This window comes from Pseudomonas putida W15Oct28 (assembly GCF_000708715.2).
Classification (GTDB): Bacteria; Pseudomonadota; Gammaproteobacteria; order Pseudomonadales; family Pseudomonadaceae; genus Aquipseudomonas; species Aquipseudomonas putida_R.
In genome coordinates this window covers 157,050-177,227 of sequence record NZ_JENB01000008.1, presented here as the reverse complement: position 1 = coordinate 177,227, position 20,178 = coordinate 157,050, and the positions used below count along the sequence as shown (strand labels likewise).

20 protein-coding genes and 1 other RNA gene are annotated in these 20,178 nt (G+C 63.5%); 5 read left to right on the top strand and 16 right to left on the bottom strand.

Annotation, left to right across the window (positions count from 1 at the left end; genetic code table 11):
* The 14 genes from AK81_RS07830 to rsmI all read right to left on the bottom strand — a co-directional run bounded on the left by AK81_RS07830 (nt 1) and on the right by rsmI (nt 15,022).
* Nucleotides 1-957: a D-alanine--D-alanine ligase gene (locus AK81_RS07830; RefSeq protein ID WP_043198039.1), complete on the bottom strand. Its 957-nt coding sequence runs from the start codon at nt 955-957 to the stop codon at nt 1-3.
* On the bottom strand, nt 954-2,402 hold the full coding sequence (gene murC / locus AK81_RS07825) for a UDP-N-acetylmuramate--L-alanine ligase (protein WP_016498049.1): 1,449 nt from the start codon (nt 2,400-2,402) through the stop codon (nt 954-956). Before murC ends, AK81_RS07830 begins: the two co-directional genes overlap by 4 nt.
* The gene (murG, locus tag AK81_RS07820; protein ID WP_043198038.1) at nt 2,395-3,474 is read right to left on the bottom strand and encodes an undecaprenyldiphospho-muramoylpentapeptide beta-N-acetylglucosaminyltransferase; all 1,080 of its coding nucleotides are present in this window, start codon (nt 3,472-3,474) and stop codon (nt 2,395-2,397) included. Before murG ends, murC begins: the two co-directional genes overlap by 8 nt.
* On the bottom strand, nt 3,464-4,678 hold the full coding sequence (gene ftsW / locus AK81_RS07815; RefSeq protein ID WP_043198037.1) for a putative lipid II flippase FtsW: 1,215 nt from the start codon (nt 4,676-4,678) through the stop codon (nt 3,464-3,466). Before ftsW ends, murG begins: the two co-directional genes overlap by 11 nt.
* The gene (gene murD / locus AK81_RS07810) at nt 4,675-6,021 is read right to left on the bottom strand and encodes a UDP-N-acetylmuramoyl-L-alanine--D-glutamate ligase (protein WP_043198079.1); all 1,347 of its coding nucleotides are present in this window, start codon (nt 6,019-6,021) and stop codon (nt 4,675-4,677) included. Before murD ends, ftsW begins: the two co-directional genes overlap by 4 nt.
* Before the next feature lie 6 nt (nt 6,022-6,027).
* Complete coding sequence (gene mraY / locus AK81_RS07805) at nt 6,028-7,110, bottom strand: phospho-N-acetylmuramoyl-pentapeptide-transferase (RefSeq protein ID WP_043198036.1); 1,083 nt, start codon at nt 7,108-7,110, stop codon at nt 6,028-6,030.
* Nucleotides 7,110-8,477: a UDP-N-acetylmuramoyl-tripeptide--D-alanyl-D-alanine ligase gene (locus AK81_RS07800; RefSeq protein ID WP_043198034.1), complete on the bottom strand. Its 1,368-nt coding sequence runs from the start codon at nt 8,475-8,477 to the stop codon at nt 7,110-7,112. The genes mraY and AK81_RS07800 overlap by 1 nt, the downstream gene beginning before the upstream one ends.
* The gene (locus AK81_RS07795; RefSeq protein WP_193393748.1) at nt 8,470-9,960 is read right to left on the bottom strand and encodes a UDP-N-acetylmuramoyl-L-alanyl-D-glutamate--2,6-diaminopimelate ligase; all 1,491 of its coding nucleotides are present in this window, start codon (nt 9,958-9,960) and stop codon (nt 8,470-8,472) included. Before AK81_RS07795 ends, AK81_RS07800 begins: the two co-directional genes overlap by 8 nt.
* On the bottom strand, nt 9,957-11,705 hold the full coding sequence (locus tag AK81_RS07790; RefSeq protein ID WP_162491972.1) for a peptidoglycan D,D-transpeptidase FtsI family protein: 1,749 nt from the start codon (nt 11,703-11,705) through the stop codon (nt 9,957-9,959). Before AK81_RS07790 ends, AK81_RS07795 begins: the two co-directional genes overlap by 4 nt.
* The gene (gene ftsL, locus AK81_RS07785) at nt 11,705-11,998 is read right to left on the bottom strand and encodes a cell division protein FtsL (protein WP_043198029.1); all 294 of its coding nucleotides are present in this window, start codon (nt 11,996-11,998) and stop codon (nt 11,705-11,707) included. Before ftsL ends, AK81_RS07790 begins: the two co-directional genes overlap by 1 nt.
* On the bottom strand, nt 11,995-12,942 hold the full coding sequence (rsmH, locus tag AK81_RS07780; RefSeq protein ID WP_043198028.1) for a 16S rRNA (cytosine(1402)-N(4))-methyltransferase RsmH: 948 nt from the start codon (nt 12,940-12,942) through the stop codon (nt 11,995-11,997). Before rsmH ends, ftsL begins: the two co-directional genes overlap by 4 nt.
* Nucleotides 12,939-13,394, bottom strand: a complete 456-nt coding sequence (gene mraZ, locus AK81_RS07775; protein ID WP_019439042.1) for a division/cell wall cluster transcriptional repressor MraZ — start codon at nt 13,392-13,394, stop codon at nt 12,939-12,941. The genes rsmH and mraZ overlap by 4 nt, the downstream gene beginning before the upstream one ends.
* Before the next feature lie 309 nt (nt 13,395-13,703).
* Nucleotides 13,704-14,079: RNase P RNA component class A (gene rnpB, locus AK81_RS07770), an RNA gene on the bottom strand.
* Between the two features lie 67 nt (nt 14,080-14,146).
* Entirely contained in the window at nt 14,147-15,022 is an 876-nt protein-coding gene (gene rsmI, locus AK81_RS07765) for a 16S rRNA (cytidine(1402)-2'-O)-methyltransferase (RefSeq protein ID WP_016498040.1), read from the bottom strand.
* A 186-nt stretch (nt 15,023-15,208) separates the two neighbouring features.
* Here rsmI and AK81_RS07760 point away from each other — a divergent pair, with 186 nt between their 5' ends.
* From AK81_RS07760 to AK81_RS07740, 5 genes are all read left to right on the top strand, one after another.
* Nucleotides 15,209-17,026: a penicillin-binding protein activator gene (locus AK81_RS07760; protein ID WP_043198026.1), complete on the top strand. Its 1,818-nt coding sequence runs from the start codon at nt 15,209-15,211 to the stop codon at nt 17,024-17,026.
* Complete coding sequence (locus AK81_RS07755) at nt 17,026-17,397, top strand: YraN family protein (protein ID WP_043198024.1); 372 nt, start codon at nt 17,026-17,028, stop codon at nt 17,395-17,397. The genes AK81_RS07760 and AK81_RS07755 overlap by 1 nt, the downstream gene beginning before the upstream one ends.
* Nucleotides 17,398-17,483: 86 nt before the next feature.
* The gene (locus AK81_RS07750; protein ID WP_012274070.1) at nt 17,484-18,077 is read left to right on the top strand and encodes a phosphoheptose isomerase; all 594 of its coding nucleotides are present in this window, start codon (nt 17,484-17,486) and stop codon (nt 18,075-18,077) included.
* Entirely contained in the window at nt 18,074-18,652 is a 579-nt protein-coding gene (locus AK81_RS07745) for a BON domain-containing protein (RefSeq protein WP_043198023.1), read from the top strand. The genes AK81_RS07750 and AK81_RS07745 overlap by 4 nt, the downstream gene beginning before the upstream one ends.
* Nucleotides 18,653-18,816: 164 nt before the next feature.
* The gene (locus tag AK81_RS07740; RefSeq protein ID WP_043198021.1) at nt 18,817-19,035 is read left to right on the top strand and encodes a YgdI/YgdR family lipoprotein; all 219 of its coding nucleotides are present in this window, start codon (nt 18,817-18,819) and stop codon (nt 19,033-19,035) included.
* A 51-nt stretch (nt 19,036-19,086) separates the two neighbouring features.
* Here the strand turns inward: AK81_RS07740 and AK81_RS07735 are convergent, their stop codons facing one another.
* Together AK81_RS07735 and AK81_RS07730 are read right to left on the bottom strand one after the other, a co-directional pair.
* Nucleotides 19,087-19,515 (bottom strand): ClpXP protease specificity-enhancing factor, encoded by a 429-nt coding sequence (locus AK81_RS07735; protein WP_043198019.1) that lies wholly within the window; start codon nt 19,513-19,515, stop codon nt 19,087-19,089.
* A 10-nt stretch (nt 19,516-19,525) separates the two neighbouring features.
* Nucleotides 19,526-20,149 (bottom strand): glutathione S-transferase N-terminal domain-containing protein, encoded by a 624-nt coding sequence (locus AK81_RS07730; protein ID WP_043198017.1) that lies wholly within the window; start codon nt 20,147-20,149, stop codon nt 19,526-19,528.
* Between the last annotated feature and the right edge of the window lie 29 nt (nt 20,150-20,178).

The following is a 20,178-nucleotide window of genomic DNA, read 5'->3' as shown; positions in this document are numbered from 1 at the left end:
TTAACCTCGCGTCGTCACGCTTTCGGCCAGGATTGCCAGCACCAGTTGCTGGAAGTCCAGGCCGGCCGCGCGGGCCGCCATTGGCACCAGGCTATGATCAGTCATGCCCGGTGCGGTGTTGACTTCGAGCAGCCAGAACCGGCCCTGCTCGTCCTGCATCACGTCCAGACGCCCCCAGCCTTCGATGCCGATGGCATCACAGGCGCGAGCGGTCAGGTCGATCAGTTCCTGTTCCTTGACGCTATCCAGGCCGCACGGGATGCGGTACTGGGTATCGTTGGCGATGTACTTGGCGTCGTAGTCGTAGAACACGTGCGGCGTACCCAGGGCGATCGGCGGCAGCACCTGGCCGCGCAAGACCGCGATGGTGAACTCCGGGCCGTGGATCCACTGCTCCACCAGTACCTGGGAATCGTATTTGGCGGCGTCCTGCCAGGCGGCGACCAGTTCCTGGGCGCTGTTCACCTTGGCCATGCCGATGCTAGAGCCTTCATGGGCGGGTTTGACGATAAGCGGGAAGCCCAGTTCCGTACTGGCCAACAAACAATCGTTTTCGCTCGCCAACACCGCGTGGCGCGGGGTCGGAATGCCCAGGCTCTGCCACACCTGCTTGGTGCGCAGCTTGTCCATGGCCAGCGCCGAGGCAAGGATGCCACTGCCGGTGTAAGGGATGCCCAGGCACTCCAGCAGGCCTTGCATGCTGCCGTCTTCACCGCCACGGCCGTGCAGGATGATGAAGGCACGGTCGATCTTCTCGCTTTGCAGGCGCGTGAGCAGGTCGTCACCGACGTCAATGGCGACCACGTCGACACCGGCAGTGGTCAGCGCGTCGATCACCGCTGCGCCGGACTTCAGCGACACTTCACGCTCGGCGCTCTTGCCACCGTACAGCACGGCGACGCGGCCGAACGCCTTGACGTCCAGGGTCGAGTGCAGGTTTTCGTAGGCGCTGGTCATTTCGACTTCTCCTGCTTGGCGCCAGCGAACAGCGGGCTTTTCATCAACTGCGGGGCCAGGCCGCCGACATCACCGGCACCCTGGCAGATCAGGATGTCGCCAGCGCGCAGCAGTGGCTTGACCAGCGGTGCCAGCTCGGCGCCACGCTCGATGTAGATCGGGTCCAGCTTGCCGCGCTGGCGGATGCTGTGGCACAGCTGACGGCTGTCGGCACCCGGGATCGGCTCTTCACCGGCCGGGTAGACTTCCATCAGCAGCAGCACGTTGGCGTCGCCCAGCACCTGGACGAAATCGTCGTACAGGTCGCGGGTACGGCTGTAACGGTGCGGCTGGTAGACGATCACCAGGCGGCGGCTTGGCCAGCCACCGCGCACGGCCTTGATCACCGCGGCCACTTCGGTCGGGTGGTGGCCGTAGTCGTCGACCAGCATCACGCTGCCGCCTTCGACCGGCAGTTCGCCGTACACCTGGAAGCGTCGGCCGACACCCTGGAAGCCGGACAGGCCCTGGACGATGGCTTCGTCGCTGATGCCTTCGTCGGTGGCGATGGCGATGGTGGCCAGCGCGTTGAGCACGTTGTGGTTGCCGGGCATGTTCACCGACACTTCCAGCGGCTCGCAGTCACGGCGCAACACGGTGAAGTGGGTCTGCATGCCCTGCTGGCGCACGTTGATGGCGCGGATGTCGGCCTCTTCGCTGAAGCCATAGGTCACCGTCGGGCGTTTCACCTGCGGCAGGATTTCGCGCACCACTGGGTCGTCCAGGCACATCACCGCCAAGCCGTAGAACGGCAGGTTGTGCAGGAACTCGACGAAGGTTTTCTTCAGCTTGTTGAAGTCACCTTCGTAGGTCGCCATGTGGTCGGCGTCGATGTTGGTGACCACGGCTACCATCGGCTGCAGGTGCAGGAAGCTGGCGTCGCTTTCGTCTGCTTCGGCGATCAGGTAGCGGCTGGTGCCCAGCTGGGCATTGGTACCGGCAGCGGTCAGGCGGCCACCGATGACGAAGGTCGGGTCCAGGCCACCGGCGGCGAACACCGACGCCAGCAGGCTGGTGGTGGTGGTCTTGCCGTGGGTACCGGCAACGGCCACACCATGACGGTAGCGCATCAGCTCGGCGAGCATTTCGGCACGCGGCACCACCGGAATGCGTCGCTCAAGGGCGGTAGCCACTTCCGGGTTGGCCGGGTTGATGGCGCTGGACACCACCAGCACGTCAGCGGTGGCAGCGTTCTCGGCGCGGTGGCCGACGAAGATCTCGGCGCCGAACGATTCCAGGCGCTCGGTCACCGGCGATGCTTTCAGGTCCGAACCGGACACTTCATAGCCCAGGTTCAGCAACACTTCGGCAATGCCGCACATGCCCACGCCGCCGATACCGACGAAGTGAATACGGCGGATACGGCCCATCTTTGGATGGGGCATGGCTTTCTGGCTTTCAACCATGGGCCACCTCCAGGCAGATATCGACCACGGTGCTGGTTGCAGCAGGTTTGGCCAGGCGCCGTGCGGTGCCTGCCATGACGTTGAGTTTCTCGGGTTGCATCAGCACCTCGTTCAGGCGTTCAGCGAGCTGCGCTGCGCCAGTTGTCGCTTGTGGCATCAGGAAGGCAGCGCCTTCGCGGGCCAGATATTGGGCGTTGTGGGTCTGGTGGTCGTCGATGGCGTGGGGCAAAGGCACCAGCATCGAAGGCAGGCCTGCTGCCGCCAGCTCGCTGACGGTCAGGGCACCGGCCCGGCACACCACCATGTCGGCCCAGCCATAGGCTTGGGCCATGTCCTTGATGAAGGGCTCTACCTGAGCCTCGACGCCCGCCTCGTGATAACGCTCGGCGGTGATTGGCGCGTGTTGCTTGCCGGCCTGGTGGAACACCTCTGGCCGCAGCGCGGCAGGGACTTCGGACAGGGCCTTAGGCAACAATTTGTTCAATGGTTCCGCACCCAGGCTGCCACCGAGCACCAGCAGGCGCGCACGGCGCTCGGCCAGGGGCGCGCGGTGTGCATCCATGAACAGCTCCGGGCGCACCGGGTTGCCGGTGGTACGACGCTTGTCGCTGGCCTCGAAGGTGTTCGGGAAAGCTTCGCAGACCCGCGCAGAGAGCGGCACCAGCAACCGATTGGCGGTACCGGCACGGGCGTTCTGCTCGTGAATCACCAGTGGCACGCCGCACAGCCGCGCGGCCACACCACCGGGGCCGGTCACGTAGCCACCAAAGCCCAGTACGCATACCGGTTTTAGCTGGCGAATGATGCGTCGCGCCTGCAGCACGGCCTTGACCAGGGTGAACGGCGCCTTGAGCAACGACAGCTTGCCTTTGCCACGCAGGCCGCTGACCTGGATCAGGTGCAGCGGCAAGCCGGCCTGGGGCACCAGCTCGTTCTCGATGCCACGCGGTGTGCCCAGCCAGTGCACGGTAAAACCACGCGTCTGGAACTCACGGGCGCAGGCCAGGGCCGGGAATACGTGGCCCCCGGTGCCGCCCGCCATGATCAGTATGTTCTTGCCGTCAGCGGCCATGACTGGTCTCCTCGGCAAAATCGCTTTCGCTGAACTCGTGTTCCTCACTGCCCAGGTGCGTGCGGCTTTCCCACTCGATACGCAGCAACAGGCCCACGCAGGCGCAACAGATCACCAGCGAACTGCCCCCGTAGCTGAGGAACGGCAGGGTCAGGCCCTTGGTTGGCAGCAGGCCGACGTTCACCCCGATGTTGATCAGGAACTGGCCGATCCACAGGAACGCCAGGCCGAAGGCCACATAGGCGGCAAAGAACTGCTTGGCCTTCTCGGCCCACAGGCCGATATACAGGGCACGCACGGTCACGAACACGAACAGTGCAATGGTCAGCAGCGAGCCGACCACGCCCAGCTCTTCGGCCAGTACCGAGAACACGAAGTCGGTGTGCGCTTCGGGCAGGTAGAACTGCTTCTGCACGCTGTTGCCCAGGCCAACGCCCAGCCACTCGCCACGGCCGAAGGCGATCAGTGCCTGGGTCAGCTGGTAGCCCGAGCCGAACTGGTCGGACCACGGGTCGGTGAAGGTGATAAGCCGCGCCATCCGGTAGGGCTGCGCCTGTACCAGCACAAACACTGCCAGCACCGCCAACACCACCATGAGGCTGAAGCGGAACAGCCCCACACCGCCGAGGAACAGCATGGCAGCAGCCGCGCCCATCATCACCACGGTGGCACCGAAGTCCGGCTCCATCAGCAACAGGGCGGCCATGGGCAGCAGCACGATGAACGGCTTGAAGAAGCCCATCCAGGTTTCGCGTACCTCGGTCTGTCGGCGTACCAGGTAACCTGCCAGGTAGACGACCACGAACACCTTGGCGATTTCCGAAGGCTGGACGTTGAAGAAGCTGAAGCCGATCCAGCGCATGGAGCCGTTCACTTCACGGCCGATGCCTGGCACCAGCACCAGCACCAGCAGGCCGAAGGCGCCCAGCAGCATCATGAAGCCCATGCGCTGCCAGGTGGCGATCGGCACCAGCATGGTCGCGCCACAGGCAACCAGGCCAATCACCACGTACACCAGGTGGCGGAACATGTGGTAAAGCGGGTTGCCCGACTGCACCGCGGCCACTTCCGAGGACGCCGAGGTGATCATCACCAGGCCCAGGCCAAGCAAGGCCAGGCAGCCGGCGAGCATCGGGAAGTCCAGGTCGATGCCACGGCCGCTGATCAGCGGCGACGGGTAGGGCTTGAAGATGCCGAAGATCATGCAAGACCTCCCGCTGCCTGGGCGAACAGGCGCCCGCGCTCTTCAAAGTTCTTGAACATGTCGAGGCTGGCGCACGCCGGCGACAGCAGCACCGCATCGCCGGCCTGGGCCAGGTCGGCACACTGCTGCACGGCGTCGTCGAGGGTCTTGACCCGTACCAGCGGCACGTCATCACCCAAGGCCTTGGCCAGGCGCTCGGCATCTCGGCCAAGCAATACCACGGCGCGGCAGAAACGCTTGACGGGCTCGCGCAGCGCAGTGAATTCAGCACCTTTGCCGTCGCCACCGGCAATCAGCACCAGCTTGCCTTCGATATCGGCACCCAGGCCTTCGATGGCGGCCAGGGCGGCACCGACGTTGGTGGCCTTGGAATCGTCATACCAGTTCACGCCATTACGCTCGCGCACCCACTGGCAACGGTGGGCCAGGCCACCGAACTCGCGCAGGGCTTCGAGCATGGGCTCGAACGGCAGGCCTGCGGCATGCCCCAGGGCCAGTGCGGCCAGGGCGTTGCTCTGGTTGTGAGCGCCACGCACCTTCAGCTCGCGCGCCGGCATCAGCGTCTGGAACTCGAACGCCAGGTATTTCTCACCGTCCACTTCACGCAGGCCGAAGGCCTTGAAGTCGGGCTGGTTGAGGCCGAAGGTCCAGCATGGGCGGCCTTCCACCGGCAGCGGCCGGCTCAGGGCGTCCTGGCGGTTGACCACCACCTGGCGGGCGCCGCGGAAAATCCGGTGCTTGGCCAGGTGGTAGGCCGGCAGGCCACTGTAGCGGTCCATGTGGTCTTCGCTGATGTTCAGCACGGTGGCCACTTCGGCGTTGAGCTGGTCGGTGGTTTCCAGTTGGAAACTGGACAGTTCCAGCACGTACAGCTCGACATCATCAGCCAGCAAGTCCAGCGCCGGGGTACCGAGGTTGCCGCCCACGGCCACGCGCTTGCCGGCCTTGGCGGCCATTTCGCCGACCAGGGTGGTAACGGTGCTCTTGGCGTTGGAACCGCTGATGGCAACAATCGGCGCCTTGGCGTGCTGGGCGAACAGCTCGATGTCACCGGACAGCTTCACGCCACGCGCGGCTGCCTGCTGCAGGGCCGGGGTGGCCAACGCCAGGCCGGGGCTCACATACAGCTCGTTGGCGCGGCACAGGAAGTCCACGTCCAGCTCACCACAGCGCACTTCCACCTGCGGGTAATCACGGCGCAGGGTTTCCAGTTCCGGCGGTTGCTCGCGGGTGTCGGCGACCGCAAAGGCAATGCCCCGGTTCGCCAGGAAGCGAACCAGGGACATGCCGCTCTTGCCGAGGCCGACAACGATGCGGAATTGGTCGGAAGCGATCAAAGACACGCTCATCTACCTCAGTTTCAGGGTTGCAAGGCCAACCAGCACCAGAATCACGGTAATGATCCAGAAGCGGACGATCACCCGTGGCTCTGGCCAGCCCTTGAGTTCAAAGTGGTGGTGGATCGGCGCCATGCGGAACACGCGCTTGCCGGTCAGCTTGAAGGAGGCGACCTGGATCACCACCGACAGGGTTTCCACAACGAAGATGCCGCCCATGATGAACAGCACGATTTCCTGGCGGACGATCACGGCGATGGTGCCCAGCGCGGCGCCCAGCGCCAGCGCGCCGACGTCACCCATGAAGACTTGTGCCGGGTAGGTGTTGAACCACAGGAAGCCCAGGCCGGCACCGATCAGTGCACCGCAGAACACGATCAGCTCGCCCGAGCCCGGTACGTAAGGGATCAGCAGGTATTCGGCGAACTTCACGTTACCCGACAGGTAGCAGAAGATGCCCAGGGCGCCGCCGACCATCACCGTCGGCATGATTGCCAGGCCGTCGAGGCCATCGGTAAGGTTGACCGCGTTGCTGGAGCCGACGATGACGAAGTAGGTCAATACGACGAAGCCGACGCCCAGCGGGATGGTGACATCCTTGATGAACGGCAGGATCAGCGTGGTCTCGACGCTGGTCGGCGCGGTCTTGTACAGGAACACCGCCGCAGCCAGGCCAAACACCGACTGCCAGAAGTACTTCCAGCGGCTTGGCAGCCCACGGGAGTTCTTTTCGATCACCTTGCGGTAGTCGTCAACCCAACCGATCGCGCCGAATGCCAGGGTAACGATCAGCACCACCCACACATAGCGGTTGGACAGATCAGCCCACAACAGGGTGCTGATGGCGATGGCCGACAGGATCAGTGCGCCACCCATGGTCGGGGTGCCGGACTTGGACAGGTGCGATTGCGGGCCGTCGTTACGCACGGCCTGGCCGATCTGGCGGATTTGCAGGGTACGGATCATCCACGGCCCCAGCCACAGCGCCAGGGACAACGCGGTCAGTACACCAAGAATCCCGCGCAGGGACAGGTACTGGAAGACCGCGAAGCCTTTGTGGAACTGTTGCAGATACTCGGCCAACAGCAGCAGCATTAATGTTTCTCCCCGCTGGCACCGCACAATGCCGCCACGACGTTTTCCATCGCAGCGCTGCGCGAGCCCTTGATCAAGATAGTGGTGTCGCTGGCATTTTCGTCGCTAACCGCGTCGATCAGCTCAGCTTGAGTAGCGAAATGACGGCCATTGGCGCCGAACGCCTTGACCGCATGTGTCATGTTGGAACCCACTGCGTACAGGGCGTCGACCTTGCCACGCGCGTAGTCACCCACCTGACGGTGGCCTTCTTCCGCCCATTGCCCCAATTCGCCGATATCCCCAAGCACCAGGACGGTGCGTCCGGAAAAGCCGGCGAGTATATCAATGGCCGCGCACATGGAGGTGGGATTTGCGTTGTAACTATCGTCGATCACCCGCACACCATTCGGCGCGATCTGCGCCACGGTACGGCCTTTGACCGGTTGCACGGCAGCCAGGCCGGCAGCAATGCCACTCAGGCTCAGACCAACGGCATGGGCAGCGGCGGCGGCAGCCAGGGCGTTGCTGACGTTGTGGGTACCCAGAAGGTTCAGCTGTACCGGCACGCTACCCTCAGGCCCGTGCAAGGTGAACGATGGGCAGCCCCGCGCGTCGCGACCGATGTCGCTGGCGTGGAAATCAGCCTGCGGGTTATCCAGTGCAAACGTAAAGATGCGGTGGTTGCCGGCACGCTTGCGCCAGATATCGAACGCCTTGTCGGCCAGGTTGAGGATGGCGATGCCGCCCTCGCCCAGGCCTTCGAGAATCTCGCCCTTGGCTTCGACGATCTTCTCGGGGCCACCGAATTCGCCAACGTGGGCGGTACCGGCGTTATTGATGATGACCACCTGAGGTTGGGTCAGGCCAACGGTGTAGCGGATTTCGCCAATGCGCGAAGCACCCAGCTCGATCACTGCGGCGCTGTGCTCCGGGGCGATTTCCAGCAGGGTCAGCGGCGCGCCGAGGTCGTTGTTCAGGTTGCCGCGGGTGGCGTGCACCAGGCCACGGGTGCGCAGGATGCTGGCAAGCATTTCCTTGACCGTGGTCTTGCCACTGGAGCCGGTAATGGCCACTACGGGTTTGTCGAAAGCGGCGCGGTTCAGGGCGCCGAGCTGACCCAGTGCCACCCGGCAATCCTTGACCAGCAATTGCGGCAGGTCGACACCGGCCACTTCACGCTCGACCAGCGCGGCAACTGCGCCTTTGTCTTTGACATCAGCCAGGTAGTCATGGCCATCGAAGCGCGGGCCGGCCAGGGCGACGAACAATTGCCCGAGGCTGACGCTGCGGCTGTCGATGCTGACACCGGTGAATGTGGCGTCGGCACCGACTTGTCGACCACTCAGTGCTGTGGTCAGCTGGCTGAGTGTCATCGGCTTAAGCATGTGGAGCCTCCCAGGCTGCAAGGGCCTTCTCGGCTTCGATCAGGTCGGAGAAGTCATGGCGCTCGCCATTGATCTCCTGGTAATCCTCATGCCCCTTGCCGGCCAGCACGATCACGTCGTTGGCAGCGGCGCAGGCGATAAGCTGCGCAATGGCTTCGCCACGGCCGGCGACGAACTCGACGTCGTCAGGCTTGGTGAAACCGGGGCGGATGTCATCGAAGATGCGCAGCGGGTCTTCGGTGCGCGGGTTGTCGTCGGTGACCAACACGTGGTCGGCCAGGCGCTCGGCCACTTCGGCCATCAATGGGCGCTTGCCGCGGTCACGGTCGCCGCCGCAGCCGAACAGGCACAGCAGTTTGCCGTGGGCATGCGGGCGCAAGGCCTCAAGCACTTTTTCCAGGGCGTCCGGGGTGTGCGCGTAGTCGACCACCACCAGCGGCTTTTGGCCGCCACCCAGGCGCTGCATACGGCCTACCGGCCCTTGCAGTCGCGGCGCGACCTCCAGGATTTCGTCCAGCGCGTAATCCAGCGCCAGCAGGGTTGCCACGGCGGCCAGCATGTTGCTCAGGTTGAAACGACCCAGCAGCTGGCTGCGCAGGGTGCGCTCCCCCTGGGCGGTCACCAGCGTGGCGCGCACGCCATCGTCACTGAACACGGCTTCGCGGCAGAACAGCGAGGTATCCGGGTTTTCCAGGCTGTAGCTGATCAGGCGGGTCTCGACCAGATCGACACTCGGGCGGCGAGCAAAGTCTTCGGCCAGGCGACGACCAAAGTCGTCATCCAGGTTGACCACCTGGCAACGCAGGTTTGGCCAGGCGAACAGCTTGGCCTTGGCAGCCTCATAGGCCTGCATGCTGCCGTGGTAGTCCAGGTGATCACGGGACAGGTTGGTCATGACCGCGATGTCGAACGCCAATGCGGCGACACGCCCTTGCTCCAGGGCGTGGGAGGAAACCTCCATCGCCACGGCCTTGGCGCCCTGCTTTTTCAGGTCGTAAAGGGTCGACTGCACGGCAATCGGGTCTGGCGTGGTCAGCCGACCACTTTGCAGGTCACCGTAGAAACCGGTGCCCAAAGTGCCAATAAGGCCGCAGCGCTGGCCGAGCACATCAAGCGCCTGGGCCACCAACTGGGTGACGCTGGTCTTGCCGTTGGTACCGGTCACGCCCACCAGGTTCAGCTGGCGGCTGGGCTCGCCATAGAAGCGCCCGGCGATGTCCGACAGCTGGGCGATCAGGCCCTTGACCGGAATCAGCGGCACATCGGTCAGCGGCAGCACATTGGCGCCTTGCTCTTCATAGGCCACGGCGGCAGCGCCACGGGCCAGGGCATCGGCGATATGCTCGCGGCCATCGACCTTGGCGCCCGGCACGGCCAGGAACAGGTCGCCCGGGCGTACATTGCGGCTGTCCAGGGTCAGTTCACGAATCAGCGGGTCACGGCTGGCGTGAGCGAAAAGTTTGCTTAATGGCATTGTCATCATCCACGCCCTCCCTTGGCGGCTGCTGCATTGACTTGTGATTGCACGGCGGGTGCTGCGGGTGCTGGTGGCGGCAGGTTGTCTGGCGGCACGTTCATCAGACGCAGGGTGCCGGACATGACCTTGCTGAAGACCGGCGCCGAAACCAGGCCACCGAAGTAACCACCCTTGCCCGGCTCGTCGATGACCACGACGATGGCGTAGCGCGGGTCGCTCATTGGCCCGAAGCCGGCGAACAGTGAGCGGTAGGCGTTTTCGGTGTAACCCTTGGACCCCACGGTGGCTTTACGCGCGGTACCGGACTTGCCGGCCACGTGATAGAACGGCACCTGGGCACGGAACACGCCACGCGGCGCTTCAATTACCTGCTGCAGCATGCCCTGAACGGTTTCGGCGGTTTCCTTCGGAATGGCCTGCACGGCTTCCGGCGCCTTGTCGACCTTGATGATCGACAGCGGCACCATCTTGCCGTCGTTGGCCAGCGCCGCGTAGGCATGCACCAGCTGCAGGGCGGTCACCGACAGGCCGTAGCCATAGGAAAGGGTCGCGGTCTCGGCCTTGCGCCACTCGCGGTGGTTGGGCAGGTTGCCGACACGCTCACCCGGGAAGCCAAGGCCGGTGTACTGGCCCAGGCCGACCTGGGACATGACCCGGTAGATGGCCTCGCCGCCGATGTCGAAGGCGATCTTGCTCATGCCGACGTTACTGGAGTTGATCAGGATGCCGGTCAGGTCGAGGATCGGGCCCTCGCTGCGCGACACGTCCTTGATGGTGTAGCGGCCGATCTGCAGGCTGCCCGGGTACACCTCGACCTTGTCGGTCGGCTTCCAGCGGCCGCTCTGCAGTGCCGCACTCATGGAAATCGGCTTGACCGTGGAGCCGGGCTCGAACACGTCGATGATCGCCCGGTTGCGCATCGCTGCCGGGAACATGCTGCGGCGGTTGTTCGGGTTGTAGGTTGGCTGGTTGACCATGGCCAACACTTCACCGGTCTTGACGTCCATGATCACCAGGCTGCCGGCCTTGGCGTCCTGTTCGGCAATGGCGTTGCGCAGCTCGCGGGTAGCCAGGTACTGCAGGCGCAGGTCTATCGACAACGCCAAGGTCTTCCCGGCCTTGGCGTTCTTGGTTACCTGGATGTCCTTGATCAGCCGGCCACGCCGGTCCTTGATCACCTGGCGCTTGCCGGGCACACCGGCCAGCCATTCGTCATAGGCCAGCTCCACCCCTTCGCGACCGTGGTCGTCGAGGTCGGTGAAACCGACCATGTGCGCGGTGACATCACCGGCCGGATAGAAGCGGCGGAATTCTTCCAGGCCGTACACACCGGGCACTTTCAGGTCGAGCACGTGCTGGCCCTGCTCCGGGGTCAGGCCGCGGACCAGGTAGATGAATTCTTTGCTGGCCTGCGCGGTCAGGCGTTCGACCAACTGCTGCGGGTTTTGCCCCAGCGCTGCAGCCAACTGTGGCCAGCGGTCTTTGTACGCCTGCATTTCCTTGGGGTTGGCCCACAGGGTGGTGACCGGGGTACTCACGGCCAATGGCTCACCGTTGCGGTCGGTAATCAGGCCGCGGTGCGCCGGGATAGGAATATGACGCAGGCTGCGCGCATCGCCCTGGCCCTTGAGGAAGTCACGGTCGACCACCTGCAGGTCGATGATGCGCCAGCAGATGGCACCCACCATGATTGCCAGCAGGCCGATCACCACGCGGAAGCGCCACGGGTAGAGTGCGCCTTCGAGCTTCATCATGGCGCCACCATCCGTACTTCGTCAGCCGAAGGCACGCGCATCTTCAACTGCTCGGAAGCCAGGTTTTCGATACGGCTGGCGGCGGTCCAGGTGCTCTGTTCGAGAATCAGCCGGCCCCACTCGGCCTGGGCCTTGTCACGCTCGCTCAACTCGCCGTAAAGGGTGTTGAGCAATTGGCGGTTCCAGTGCGCGCTGTAGGACACGGCGACGGCCGAAACCAGCACGCCGACAAACAGCAGAAGCATCAGGAAGCTTCCGCCTGGCAAAGGCTTGGCGAACAGCCTGCTCACCGCAGCTTCTCCGCCACACGCATCACGGCGCTACGCGACCGCGGGTTGGCCTTGAGCTCGGCTTCGGAGGCGAACTGGGCTTTGCCGATGAGCTTGATTTTCGGCTCGAAGACCTTGTGCTGTACCGGCAGGTTGCGCGGCAGGTTGTCGGCCTCGCCCTTGACCAGCTTGCGCATGAACAGCTTGACGATACGGTCCTCGAGCGAGTGGAAACTGATCACTGCCAGGCGACCACCGACCTCGAGCGCATCGAGTGCGGCCTCAAGGCCAGCCTCCAGGTCACCCAGTTCGTTGTTGACATGGATCCGCAGCCCCTGGAAGGCACGGGTAGCCGGGTTCTTGCCTTTCTCCCAGGCAGGGTTGGCAACCTTCAGCACTTCCGCCAGGTCGCCGGTACGGGTGAACGGCTCCTTTTCACGGCGCTCGACCACGGCACGCGCCATGCGGCCGGAGAAGCGCTCTTCACCGTACTCTTTGAAGACGCGGGCAATTTCTTCCACAGGCGCCGTGGCGATGAACTCGGCGGCACTGATGCCCTGGTCCGGGTTCATACGCATGTCCAGCGGGCCATCATTGAGGAAGCTGAAGCCACGCTCGGGGTCATCCAGTTGCGGGGAGGACACGCCCAAGTCCAGCAGTACACCGCTGACCTTACCGTCCAGGCCGCGCTCGGCCACCTCTGCACCCAGCTCGGCAAAGCTGCGCTGCACAATGACAAAGCGGCCGTCTTCGGCCGCCAGCGCTTGCCCTGTGGCAATCGCCTGTGGATCTTTGTCGAAGCCCAGCAGCCGCCCTTGCGGCCCGAGCTTGCTGAGAATCAGCCGGCTGTGTCCGCCACGGCCGAAGGTGCCGTCCAGATAGCAACCGTCGGCGCGCAGGGCCAATGCCTCGACAGCTTCGTCGAGCAGGACGGTAATGTGGTTGAAGCCGCTATCTATGGTCACAGGATCAGGTCACGCAATTCGTCGGGCATGGCGCCCGGTTGTTGAATAGCTGCAAGGTCGGCTGCCGAAACCGTGTTCCAGGCATCTTCATCCCACAGCTGGAATTTGTTCAGTTGCCCCACCAGCATCGCCTTCTTGTCGAGCTTGGCGTACTCACGCAGGCGGGGCGGTACCAGGAAACGCCCACTGCCATCGAGCTCCAGGTCAACCGCATTACCGATCAGCAAACGCTGCAGACGGCGGTTTTCCTCACGCAACGATGGCAAGGCACGCAACTTGGCTTCTATCTGTTCCCACTCGTCGAGGGGATATACACACAAGCAGGGGTCAACGGCGTCAATGGTCACGATCAGCTGACCATTGCAACGCGAATCCAGCTCGTCACGGTACCGGCTCGGCATGGCGAGACGTCCCTTGGCATCGAGGCTGACGGCGTTGGCTCCGCGGAACACGGCTGCGATTCCCCACAATATTAGCTTTTTTGTGTCAGAAAACCCACTTCATCCCACTTTCTGCCACTTGCGCACACTATAGGAATCCGCCCGCAGCACCGTCAAGGCACGTTCATAAGGAAAAGCCTTACGGGACCGAGATTTAGCGCGATAAAGGAATGTGGAACGATTACCGAGGAGGAGAAAACGCGAGAAAAATCAAACCCACGCAGGCAAATGGAGTTCGAAGTTAAAGTGATTTATGAAGAGTAAGATTTTTTCGGTATTACCAGAGAGGATCTGCTATCGAATCAAGCAGGGGAGGAAAAGGTGGAGAGTCGATCTGTAAGCCGGGTTTTGTCGAGGACAGTCATTCCTCTACGACGGCCATCACTGGACGCCTCTAGCAACCTACCCGGTTCCGACGCGGGCCACGCCTAATGGAACCCTATTTGGTCTTGCTCCGAGTGGGGTTTACCTAGCCACGAACTGTTGCCAGCCGTGCGGTGCGCTCTTACCGCACCTTTTCACCCTTACCGGCACCGAAGTGCTTAGGCGGTTATTTTCTGTGGCACTTTCCGTAGGCTCGCGCCTCCCAGGCGTTACCTGGCACTCTGCCCTATGGAGCCCGGACTTTCCTCCCCCTGCTGTTCACACAACCAAAAGTTGCGGAACAAAAACAGGCAGCGACTGTCCGATCGACTCTCCGCCGACAAGGTTACCGGCACGCGCGCACAAGAACAAGCAATACCAGCATTTATATCAAATTGCCACTACTCGGCTTTCTGCTTTTCCAGGGCAAGTTGATACAACAGGTTCTTGCGCACCCCGGTGATTTCCGCCGCCAGGGCCGCCGCCCGCTTCAATGGCAACTCGGCCAATAGCAGGTCGAGTACTCGCTGGGCCTCGGCACTGATGGCCTGCTCGCCCTCCGGCGCGCTCCAGCCGCCAACCAGTACCACGCATTCACCGCGCTGCTGGTTGCTGTCGCCAGCAACAAACGCACGCAGCTCGGCCAGCGGCAGGCCCTTGAGGGTCTCGAAGGTCTTGGTCAATTCGCGCGCCAGCAACGCCGGGCGCTCACCACCAAATACCAGCTCCATGTCTTCAAGGCATTCAAGGATACGGTGCGGGGCTTCATAGAAGATCAGCGTGCGCGGCTCTTCCTTCACCTGCTCGAGGCGCGCCCGACGCCCTGCCTGCTTGGCCGGCAGGAAGCCTTCGAAGATGAAGCGGTCCGACGGCAGCCCGGCCGCCGACAGCGCGGCGATCAAGGCGCAGGCGCCCGGTACCGGCACCACGCTCACCCCCGCAGCTCGCGCCTGGCGCACCAGGTGGTAGCCCGGGTCGGAAATCAGCGGCGTGCCGGCATCGGAAACCAGCGCCACGTTCTCGCCAGCCAGCAGCTTGGTGAGAAAACGCCCGCCCTCATCACGCTCGTTGTGTTCATGACAGGCCGCCAGCGGTGTGTCGATGCCAAAGTGTTGCAGCAGGCGGATCGAATGGCGGGTGTCTTCGGCAGCGATCAGCGCCACATCCGCCAGTACCTTCAGCGCCCGGGCGCTCATGTCGTCGAGGTTGCCGATGGGGGTTGCCACCACATACAGCGTCCCCACCGTGGATTTCGAAGCCCCTGCCACATCAGTCACTGCGCACACCTGTCATTCGGATCAAAGGCGCCATTGTAGCCCGAGCGCCTGCAACAGGGCGCAAAGAACTTCGCCGGCGATCGGCCGCAGGCCACCTATAGTGAAGGATCAGCACAGCAACATCGCGCCCCGGCCAGTGCTTGGGTACAATTGCCGGCCAACTTGATCGAGTAACAGGACCTTTACATGATCGCTTGCCTGCGGCTGCTCACAGCCCTCTGCCTCGCTGCCCTGCTGGCAGCTTGCGCCAGCTCGCCCTCATCCAGCCTGGGCGAACTGCCACGCACCCCGGACGCCAGCATCGAGCAACTGCTCGAAAAGGCCGCTTCCAGCAAGTCTGCGGAAGACGCCGCGCTGCTGCGCCTGAGCGCGGCCGACCTGGCCTACAAGCAGAAGGACTTCCCACGCGCCGCACGCATTCTTGAGCAAGTCCCGCTGGACACGCTCAAGCCGGCCCAGCAAGTGTTCGCCAGCACCCTCGCGGCCGAGCTGGCCATGAGCCGCAACCAGCCCAAGGCGGCCATCACCGCCCTGGCACACCCCAGCCTGCAACGCATAGCCGAGTTGCCAGCAGAGCAGCAAGCGCGCACCTACAGCGTGCACGCCGCCGCCCTTGAAGCCGACGGCCAGGCCCTGGCTGCCGCGCAACAGCGCATGCTGCTGGCCCCGCTGCTCAGCGGCCAGGCTGCCAGCGCCAACAATGACGCCATCTGGGCCTTGGTCGCCTCGTTGCCGGCCGAACAACTGCAGCAGCCAGCCAATGACCAGACCCTGGCCGGCTGGACCAGCCTGGCCCTCGCCGTGAAAAGCGCCGGCACCTTGGAACAGCAGCAAGCGGCCATCGATACCTGGGTCAAACAGCACCCGGACCACCCTGCCGCCCAGCAACTGCCGCTGGCACTGACCAAGCTCAAGGAACTGGCCAGCCAGCCGCTGACCAAGATCGCCCTGCTGCTGCCTCAGGAAGGCCCGCTGGCCGGTGTTGCCCGTGCCCTGCGTGACGGCTTCATGGCTGCCCACTTCCAGGCCCAGCAAGCCGGTCAGCCAGCGCCTGCGGTGCAGGTGTTCGACAGCTCGCGCATCGGCTCGCTCGACGACTTCTATCGCCAGGCCCAGGCCGCCGGCGTGCAACTGGTCATCGGCCCGCTTGAAAAGCCACTGGTGAAACAACTGGCCGCCAAACCACAACTGCCGATCACCACCCTGGCCCTGAACTACGCCGACGCCGGCCAGAAGGCCCCGCCGCAACTGTTCCAGTTCGGCCTGGCTGCCGAAGACGAAGCGCGCGAAGTAGCCCGCCGCGCCCGCGCCGACGGCATGGTCCGCGCCGTGGCTCTGGTGCCGAGTGGCGAATGGGGTGACCGCGTGCTGGCCGCCTTCCGCCAGGACTGGGAAGGCAATGGCGGCACCCTGCTCGCCGCTGAGCGCATCGCCCAGCCGGTTGCCCTGGCCCAGCAGATCGCCGACCTGTTCCAGCTGCGCCAGAGCGAAGGCCGCGCCAAGAGCCTGCAAAGCACGGTAGGCGGCAGCATCGCCGCACAACCGTCGCGCCGCCAGGATATCGACTTCATCTTCCTGGCCTCGACCCCGCAACAGGCCCAGCAGATCAAGCCGACCCTGAACTTCCAGTACGCCGGTGACGTACCGGTCTACGCCACCTCGAACCTGTACAGCGCCAGCGGTGACGTCAACCAGTACAACGACATGAACGGCATCCGCTTCTGCGAAACGCCGTGGCTGCTCGACACCAGCAACAGCCTGCGCCAGCAGGTGGTACAGCAATGGCCGCAGGCCGCTGGCAGCCTTGGCCGCCTGTATGCCATGGGCGTCGATGCCTACAGCCTGGCGCCGCGCCTGGGCCAGCTCAAAGCGCTGCCGGACAACCGCGTCCTGGGCCTTTCGGGCAGCCTGAGCATCAACGCCAACCAGCGTATCGAGCGCCAGCTGCCATGGGCCGAGTTCGCCGGCGGCCAGGTCAAGCGCCTGCCTGACACCGCACGCTGATGGCAGCAGCGTCGCCCACCAGCGCCGGGCAAGCAGCAGAAACCCAGGCCCTTGAGTACCTTCAAGGGCAGGGCCTGCAGCTGCTGGCGCGCAATTGGCGATGCAAAGGCGGTGAGCTTGATCTGGTCATGCTTGACGCCGATACAGTAGTATTCGTCGAAGTCCGCTACCGGTTGCACGCGTGCTTCGGTGGCGCCCTCGAAAGCATCGACGGGCGCAAGCAGAAACGGCTGGTGCTCGCCGCCAGCCTGTACCTGCAGAAGGCGCCCCACTGGGGCAACCACCCCTGCCGCTTCGACGTAGTCGCCCTGCAGGGCAGCCACCATGCAGGCAGACCGCTTCAATGGCTGAAAAACGCCTTCGAATGCTGAACCCACTTCGTTTTTTTTGCTCTATGTTTCGCGGGCTGGTCGTTGATGCGCGCAGCAAAGGCCACCGCCCCACTTAAGGTCACCAGATGGACATGCAATCCCGAATTCGCCGGCTGTTCCAGGCCAGCATCGATACCAAGCAACAGGCAATGGACATCCTGGCACCGCACATCGAGCAGGCCAGCCTGGTCATGGTCAATGCGCTGCTCAACGAGGGCAAGATGCTCGCCTGTGGCAACGGCGGCTCGGCCGGTGATGCCCAACACTTTTCGTCGGAACTGCTCAACCGTTTCGAGCGCGAGCGCCCGAGCCTGCCAGCCATCGCGCTGACTACCGACAGCTCGACCCTGACCTCGATCGCCAACGACTACAGCTACAACGAAGTCTTCTCCAAGCAGATTCGCGCCCTGGGCCAGCCCGGCGACGTTCTGCTGGCGATCTCCACCAGCGGCAATTCGGCCAACGTGATCCAGGCGATCCAGGCCGCACATGACCGCGAAATGATTGTCGTAGCATTGACTGGCCGCGACGGCGGCGGCATGGCTTCGCTGCTGCTGCCCGAAGACGTGGAAATCCGCGTACCTTCGACGGTTACCGCACGCATCCAGGAAGTCCACCTGCTGGCGATCCACTGCCTGTGCGATCTGATCGACAGCCAACTGTTCGGGAGTGAAGAATGACCCCTATGCGCCTCGGCCTGATGGCCCTGACCCTGTGCCTGAGCGTCACCGGTTGCAGCTCGGTACTCACCTCTACCCGCAATTCGCCGATCGAAGACGATCGCGGTACGCGCACCATCGGCAGCAAGATCGACGATTCGCTGATCGAGACCAAGGCCTCGGTGAACATTTCCAAGGCCAGCCCTGACCTGGACAAGGGCTCGCACATTGTTGTCAGCAGCTACAACGGCATCGTCCTGCTGGCCGGCCAGACCCCACGCGCCGACCTCAAGAGCCTCGCCGAGCAGACCGCCGGCCAGGTGCAGCGCGTCAAGAAGGTGCACAACGAGCTGCAGGTGATGCAGCCCTCCTCCATCCTGGCACGCAACAACGACGCCTGGCTGACTACCAAGATCAAGACCCAGATGCTGGGCGACAACGCCGTACCCAGCTCACGCATCAAGGTGATCACCGAGAACGGTATCGTCTACCTGCTCGGCCTGGTGACCCAAAAGGAGGCCAACTCGGCCACCGCAGTGGTGCAGGGTGTGTCGGGCGTGCAGAAGATCGTCAAGCTGTTCGAGTACATCGACTGACTCCATGACCGGCTGTAGTGGCCTCTTCGCGGGCATGCCCGCTCCCACAGGAATACCAAAGGCCTCGAAACCTGCGCGATACCTGTGGGAGCGGGCAAGCCCGCGAAGAGGCCGGCACCGCCCCGCACAACCCTCTGTCTTCCCAGAAACCCAGGAAACACCGCATGTCTAAGCTTCTGCTGCCTGCCCTGCTGATCGGCACTTTCGCCACTTTGGCCGGCTGCTCCACTCCAAGCCTGATCACCCTCAACGATGGCCGTGAAATCCAGGCTGTCGATGCACCGAAGTACGACCGCGACGCCGGCTTCTACGAGTTCCAGCAACTCGACGGCAAGCGCACCCGCATCAACAAGGACCAGGTACGCACCATCAGCGACCTGTAACCCGAAGTTGGCGGCAAAGAAAAAGGCGATCCGGTTGGATCGCCTTTTTTGTTACTTGACCACTTTCAGGCTTGGCCGGCCACTTGGGCGCGGCGGCTGACCACCCCCTTCTGGCGGGCCATCGTCGTCCGGCTGTACATCATCGTCTTCCAGCTCGTCGTCATCCATCGACGACTCCAGCTCGAAGACCATGCCCTGGCCATTTTCACGGGCATAGATGCCCAGGATGGCGCCAACCGGCACGAACAGCGAATGGGCCACGCCACTGAAACGGCCCTCGAAGCTGACCGCATCGTTATCCATGTGCAGGCTGCGCACGGCACTTGGCGAGATATTCAGGACGATCTGGCCATCACTGGCGAAACCATCCGGCACCTGTACTTTCGGGAATTCGGCATTGACCAGCATATGGGGCGTGCAATCGTTGTCGACGATCCACTCATACAGTGCTCGAACCAGATAGGGGCGACTGGAGTTCATCAACAGCTCCTTAAAGCTTGCGCATTTCACGTTCTACGGAGGACAGGCTCGCCAGGAAAGGCTCGCGGGCGAACTGCCGCTCCATGTAATCCAGCAGCGGCTTGGCTTGCCGCGGCAATTCGATACCCAACACTGGCAAGCGCCAGAGTATGGGCAATAGACAGCAATCGACCAGGCTTTGATCCTCACTCATGAAGCAGGCGTATTCACCGAACAATGGCGATACGCCGGTCAGGCTTTCGCGCAGGGCCTTGCGCGCCTCGGCACGGGCGGCCTCGGTGCTGCGCGAGTCCAGCACGGTGTCAGCCAAGGCACACCAGTCGCGCTGGATGCGGTGCATCAGCAAACGGCTGTTACCCCGTGCAACCGGGTACACCGGCATCAGCGGCGGGTGCGGGTAACGCTCCTCGAGGTATTCCATCACCACGGTCGATTCATACAACGCCAGGTCACGGTCGACCAGGGTCGGCACACTGCCGTAAGGGTTCACCTCGGCCAGCTTGGGCGGCAGGCGACTGGGGTCGACATCGATGACCTGGACGCTGACACCCTTCTCGGCCAGCACAAGGCGTACACGATGAGAATAGTGATCAGCGGGATCGGAATAGCAGGCTAACCTGTTGGTTGCGCCCATTTAGCGCCTCCTCGCACGGGATGCTTGTG

What these genes read in the sequence shown, in the direction of transcription:
- AK81_RS07745 (WP_043198023.1), top strand. Translation starts at nt 18,074, where the DNA reads ATGACCCCTATGCGCCTCGGCCTGATGGCCCTGACCCTGTGCCTGAGC.
- AK81_RS07795 (WP_193393748.1), bottom strand. Translation starts at nt 9,960, where the DNA reads ATGATGACAATGCCATTAAGCAAACTTTTCGCTCACGCCAGCCGTGAC.
- AK81_RS07760 (WP_043198026.1), top strand. Translation starts at nt 15,209, where the DNA reads ATGATCGCTTGCCTGCGGCTGCTCACAGCCCTCTGCCTCGCTGCCCTG.
- murC (WP_016498049.1), bottom strand. Translation starts at nt 2,402, where the DNA reads ATGGTTGAAAGCCAGAAAGCCATGCCCCATCCAAAGATGGGCCGTATC.
- AK81_RS07830 (WP_043198039.1), bottom strand. Translation starts at nt 957, where the DNA reads ATGACCAGCGCCTACGAAAACCTGCACTCGACCCTGGACGTCAAGGCG.
- AK81_RS07735 (WP_043198019.1), bottom strand. Translation starts at nt 19,515, where the DNA reads ATGAACTCCAGTCGCCCCTATCTGGTTCGAGCACTGTATGAGTGGATC.
- AK81_RS07800 (WP_043198034.1), bottom strand. Translation starts at nt 8,477, where the DNA reads ATGCTTAAGCCGATGACACTCAGCCAGCTGACCACAGCACTGAGTGGT.
- ftsW (WP_043198037.1), bottom strand. Translation starts at nt 4,678, where the DNA reads ATGATCTTCGGCATCTTCAAGCCCTACCCGTCGCCGCTGATCAGCGGC.
- murG (WP_043198038.1), bottom strand. Translation starts at nt 3,474, where the DNA reads ATGGCCGCTGACGGCAAGAACATACTGATCATGGCGGGCGGCACCGGG.
- AK81_RS07755 (WP_043198024.1), top strand. Translation starts at nt 17,026, where the DNA reads ATGGCAGCAGCGTCGCCCACCAGCGCCGGGCAAGCAGCAGAAACCCAG.
- AK81_RS07730 (WP_043198017.1), bottom strand. Translation starts at nt 20,149, where the DNA reads ATGGGCGCAACCAACAGGTTAGCCTGCTATTCCGATCCCGCTGATCAC.
- AK81_RS07790 (WP_162491972.1), bottom strand. Translation starts at nt 11,705, where the DNA reads ATGAAGCTCGAAGGCGCACTCTACCCGTGGCGCTTCCGCGTGGTGATC.
- mraY (WP_043198036.1), bottom strand. Translation starts at nt 7,110, where the DNA reads ATGCTGCTGCTGTTGGCCGAGTATCTGCAACAGTTCCACAAAGGCTTC.
- AK81_RS07740 (WP_043198021.1), top strand. Translation starts at nt 18,817, where the DNA reads ATGTCTAAGCTTCTGCTGCCTGCCCTGCTGATCGGCACTTTCGCCACT.
- AK81_RS07750 (WP_012274070.1), top strand. Translation starts at nt 17,484, where the DNA reads ATGGACATGCAATCCCGAATTCGCCGGCTGTTCCAGGCCAGCATCGAT.